We start from the raw sequence: 4,920 nt of genomic DNA, 5'->3' as shown, positions 1-4,920 counted from the left end.
GTGCGTTCCCTAACAGCGGTCACCGTTCCGGGTCCAGTCGTCTCCGCACCCCACGGCACCCCCAACCGGCCATAACCACACTTGCAAACGAATTTACAAATGATTTGTTCGACTATAACTATCATCATGACACGATTGTAATTGAAGCCGGTATCTTTGCCTGACGGCTTGACTTTTTGCCATGATTCGGTAAACTTAATGAGTTACTAAAACACAATGAGGTGAACGAAATGCGGAACAACATTTTACTCGCATGCGCCGAAACCGGCGAACGTATCTACCTGACTTCCAAGAATAAGCGCAACACACCAGAAAAACTGCAGCTGAAGAAGTACTCTCCAAAGCTGCGTAAGCGCGTGGTTTTCACCGAAGTTAAGTAATTGATACCACTAATAAAAGCCGCCTGGGGAAATTTTCTCTGGATGGCTTTTTGTTTGGACATTTAATTACATTTGTTGATTGATGTTGGTACCGTTTGCGAAAATACCCCAAGAAGTACTGAAAGAATGGTATAATGACGGTAAATAGCGACATGGAGGGATTTACAATGACCACGCAGGCAGAATATACGGAGTTATACCAAAAGCGGTTAGCCATGATTGAGGACAATCCGCAGTACACGGTATTGGCGAGCATGAACCAGCCCATGACTGATGGCGACGAGCGTGTAACCCAGTATATCGTGTACACCGACATCAAGCGTGACGACCAGAAGCGTAAGACGGCATCCATCTTTGTTTACACTCCGTACAAAAATGTTGATAAGTACGGTCATTCCAAGGCTGACTACCAGTCGCAATTACTATTTGAACTGAATATTTGGGACCATGCGGTTCACATCACCGTGTTGGAGACGCTGGGCAGTGAAAGCCGGCTAGCCTTCTTTGATTACCAGAACCTCGGCCTTGCTCAGTTGGCGGTCACGGCACTGTTGAACCTCATCAAGAAGTACGACGTCCAGGAGGTTGACGGTAACATTAGTTCGTTCGACCGTGATAAGTTTGAGAAAATTACGCACATATTCGATAAGTTCGGTTTCACCGTGACCACAATGGATGCGGAGCACGGAATCGGCAAAATTTTCAAGGCCGTGCAGTCGGATTAGGTTGGGATATCCATTAAAATAGCGTTCAGCTGAGTTACGTGACTCGGCTGAACGCTATTTTGATGCTGTGGGCCTGTGGCAGGTGCCAGTAATCCACGCTAGATGATCTGGTGTGATGTAAAGGGAATGCCCAGCTTGTTAAACATCAGCTCCTCGACGGTGATGAAGAGGCGGTAAAAGTCGGATCCGCTGACATCCGTGGCCCACACGAACACGCGCTGTGGGTCGGATGCTTCCGCCTGGAACAATTTGGCGTCGTCCACACCAGTGATGATGAGGTCGGCCGGCTGGTCGGATTCTGTTTCAGGCATGATGTGGACAAAACTCATGTTGCCAATGAAGGTGGCTAGACGCCGGCTGTTAAAGTCGTTGTTTGTCACCAGTATGCGGCAGTTAACCATTTGTTCCCACTCAAAGTCGGTCAGGTGGGGCGCCAGGAGGTAGCATAGTTCTTCACATATTTGCTGACAGGCCGTGACGCTATATTGTTGGTCGAGTCCGAGCTGCAACATGATGGTTGGTTGGGCCGCGACGAGTGTTTTGTAGATGTTACTGTGGGTGTACAGCTCGCTTTCGGGGTCGTTCATGCCCATGATGGTTGGAAAGTTTGGCCCACCAACAATGTTAGCTAGTGCGACCCTAATAAAATTAGTCACGAGCACGGGATCGTCTTTTACAGTGAGCGTGGCCCCGTTACGGCGGTGATTTTCTAGGCAATCAACTAGAGCGTCCACGTAACGGTGGATAACGTTGTCGTTACCCATGATGGTATCGTACAGGGGAGCCCAAGCGTGGTGGTCATGCGTAAAGTTGAACTCGATGGCCCTTTGAAAGGCCAAAAACTGGTTTTCGCGCGCTAATTCACTGCGCGACAGTCGGGGATACCATTGTTGGTTAATCGGAGCGGTGACCAACTCGCTATGATTCCAAAGGTGTTCCCACGTAGGCATGGGGCCTAGGGTGTGCCCGTGTGCGATTCTTAAATCGGCAACGGCCAGCATTAATAGGTTGCGCAGTCGGTCAATGGTATTCATACCGACTTGAGGAAGTTGGGCGTACCGCTCAGCAATCCGGTTTTGAGGGACGGTGGTAAATGGCCATTCAACGCCACGAAAACAAAGCCAGTAAAAAATATAGAGGAACTGACGGATGTTTTGTTCACTACCGCTGAATCCGGGCCTGCTAAAAGATAGTTTGATACCATGTAGCTCCAGCATGGTGCGCAAAGGTGTGGTTTTTCGGGCTAAGGTGGACCGTGAGATGAAGTGATCCTGGCAGAAACGGTCGGTATTGGCCGAGCGACTTTGTATGATGTAGTCCAGGTACTGGAACTGAATTGATTCCTGCAGCAAGAACAGCCGGTATTGGTCAATGGTTACGGGTAAAAAATCCCCCGCCAGTACGTTCTTCTTCACTGTGGGACCGGAGCGCCCGGTGATTGTTTCAATGTCATTGAGTAATTCTTGGAATACGTTGTAGCTCTGTTGATACGATATATGTAGGTGGTTACCTAGGTCGGTGATGGTAAAGCCAGACTCGTCCATGGACTTGAGCACGCGGAACATGCGTAATTTTTGAATGTCTGCGTTTTCTAGAAAGACCTCTTCGAACAGCATGACTAAACTCCCTCCATGGGCCATTTGGTATTGCAATTATACAACGGTCATTATATCAGAAAAAACGTGTAGATGTTATCTGTACGGATGCCTGGTGGCTCGTGCTAGGCCGATCTTATGGTGGAAATGTAGTTGCATTAAATAGTTATGGTGTTTGTAATGCGGTAGGACTTACCCATATTGAGGGGATGGGTTGGGGCCGTGTTAGTGGTGCTAACGATGAGGCGCGCGTTTGGCGCATGAACGATGGAAGGTGGGGGCTCGACTTTGTCTAGTTCAGGTTGTAGCTATTTACGATTGGGCACTTGTATTGCAATTGGGATTGCGGTATTTTAACAGTAAGAGTTAAACACGTTATTAAGCGCATATAGGCGATTAAGAGAGCGGGCGGTTGGTGCAAAGCCCGTATCGCTAAGTCCAGCGTGATAGTGGGTGGTGAGAGCCACACGGAGACGGCCGTTACCCGTAAAGAGTGCACCAGGCATAATGGTTGGTGAACATGGGTGGTACCGCGGAAAAGGAGCCTTTCGTCCCAATTGACGGAGGGCTTTTTGTGTACAAAATTTGCGGTTAGTCTTGGCTGGCCGGAAGGTAAACTTCTATATAATGTCAGTATTTGTAGTGATTGGATACGTAAATGGAGGAAAGACATGCTAGATATCAAATTATTACGGCAAAAGACGGACTGGGCTAAGTCCGAGTTAGCTAAGCGGGGAATTAAGCCTGAGGAAATCGACGAGCTGCTGGGGTATGATGAGCAGCGTCGTGCGGCGTTGACCAAAGTTGAAGAGCTGAAGGCGGAACGTAACCGGGTTTCCGGTGCCATTGCACAAATGAAACGTGCTCACGAAGACGCCAGTGAACAAATTACCGCAATGCGGAATGTGGGTCAGGAAATTGGGGAGCAGGACAAGGCTGTCGCTGAGCTGGAAGAAAAGGCCAACTATATTCTTGTACGGTTGCCTAACATCCCTGATGACTCGGCTCCGGCTAGTTTGAATGAGGATGATGCCCGCGAGGAACGTAAGTGGGGGCAGATTCGCGACTTTGGCTTTACCCCTAAGCCGCATTGGGAAGTGGGCGAAAATCTCGGCATTCTAGATTTTGAAAATGCGGCCAAGGTTTCTGGCAGTCGCTTTGTATACTATCGGGGTGCTGGTGCGCGCTTGGAACGGGCAGTGTACAACTTCTTCTTGGATGAACACTATAAGGAAGGCTATACGGAGGTGCTACCACCGTACCTGGTTAACGACGACTCGATGTTCGGCACTGGTCAATTTCCTAAGTTTGTGGGTGACAGTTACACAGTCACAAACGAGGACAGTGATTTAACACTCATCCCAACGGCGGAAGTACCATTGGTTAACTATTACCGCGATACGGTAGTTGATGCAGAGCAGTTGCCGATTAATGTAACGGCGCTTTCGCCGGCCTTTCGTTCTGAAGCGGGAAGTGCGGGCCGCGATACACGAGGCCTGATCCGGATGCACCAGTTCAATAAGGTCGAGATGGTTAAAGTAACGAAGCCGGAAGATTCCTGGCAAGAATTGGAAAACTTGACGCATGACGCCGAGGACTTGTTGCAAAAGTTAAATTTGCCATACCACGTAATTACGCTGGCCACGGGGGATGCTAGTTTTACTTCCGCCAAGACCTACGATATTGAGGTATGGATTCCCGCACAAGATACGTACAGGGAGATTTCTAGCTGCAGTAACTGTACTGACTTCCAGGCCCGGCGTGCCCACATTCGTTACCGCGACGATAACGGTAAGTTACAATTAGTGCACACATTAAATGGGTCCGGCTTGGCCGTCGGGCGTACGGTAGCTGCCATTTTGGAAAATTATCAGAATGAGGATGGTACCGTGACGGTGCCTGATGTCTTGGTACCGTACATGGCAGGACAAACAATAATTGGCAAAGAGAAATAGAACACGTGTATTTATGCAGATAATCGAATGATTATCTGCTTTCTTTTACTCTCGTTCGTATTTGAATAAAAGTTCAAATAAGTCGCACAGAGTGCTTGACGCTGGCCGTGGTGGCTGGTAAGATATTTTATGTTGTTCAGGGCGAACAGCTAAAGCCACGCCCGAGCAACGAATGCTCATCTCGTTAATGCAAAACATCGAATAATCATTCGAAAAAATGTATTGACACTGACAACGACGGATGCTAAGATATCTAAGTTGCCTC

General features: G+C 48.6%; 4 protein-coding genes. 3 read left to right on the top strand and 1 reads right to left on the bottom strand.

What is annotated here, in order from left to right:
- The first annotated feature begins 230 nt into the window (after positions 1 to 230).
- On the top strand, positions 231 to 380 hold the full coding sequence (gene rpmG, locus LPA02S_RS10660) for a 50S ribosomal protein L33 (protein ID WP_054650238.1): 150 nt from the start codon (positions 231 to 233) through the stop codon (positions 378 to 380).
- A gap of 167 nt (positions 381 to 547) precedes the next feature.
- Positions 548 to 1,105: a hypothetical protein gene (locus LPA02S_RS10655; protein ID WP_054650240.1), complete on the top strand. Its 558-nt coding sequence runs from the start codon at positions 548 to 550 to the stop codon at positions 1,103 to 1,105.
- 98 nt (positions 1,106 to 1,203) lie between these two features.
- Here LPA02S_RS10655 and LPA02S_RS10650 read toward each other — a convergent pair whose 3' ends face one another.
- Complete coding sequence (locus LPA02S_RS10650) at positions 1,204 to 2,721, bottom strand: helix-turn-helix domain-containing protein (protein WP_056956804.1); 1,518 nt, start codon at positions 2,719 to 2,721, stop codon at positions 1,204 to 1,206.
- 650 nt (positions 2,722 to 3,371) lie between these two features.
- Between LPA02S_RS10650 and serS the strand changes: the two genes are divergently transcribed.
- Positions 3,372 to 4,655 (top strand): serine--tRNA ligase, encoded by a 1,284-nt coding sequence (serS, locus tag LPA02S_RS10645; RefSeq protein WP_054650249.1) that lies wholly within the window; start codon positions 3,372 to 3,374, stop codon positions 4,653 to 4,655.
- The last annotated feature ends 265 nt before the right edge of the window (positions 4,656 to 4,920 follow it).

It is taken from the genome of Lacticaseibacillus pantheris DSM 15945 = JCM 12539 = NBRC 106106, assembly GCF_001591865.1.
GTDB lineage: Bacteria > Bacillota > Bacilli > Lactobacillales > Lactobacillaceae > Lacticaseibacillus > Lacticaseibacillus pantheris.
Note: the sequence above shows the minus strand (reverse complement) of the source record. Positions and strands in the feature narration are given on the sequence as shown.

Coding starts and splice junctions, on each gene's coding strand:
- rpmG (WP_054650238.1), top strand. CDS start 231: ATGCGGAACAACATTTTACTCGCATGCGCCGAAACCGGCGAACGTATC.
- LPA02S_RS10655 (WP_054650240.1), top strand. CDS start 548: ATGACCACGCAGGCAGAATATACGGAGTTATACCAAAAGCGGTTAGCC.
- LPA02S_RS10650 (WP_056956804.1), bottom strand. CDS start 2,721: ATGCTGTTCGAAGAGGTCTTTCTAGAAAACGCAGACATTCAAAAATTA.
- serS (WP_054650249.1), top strand. CDS start 3,372: ATGCTAGATATCAAATTATTACGGCAAAAGACGGACTGGGCTAAGTCC.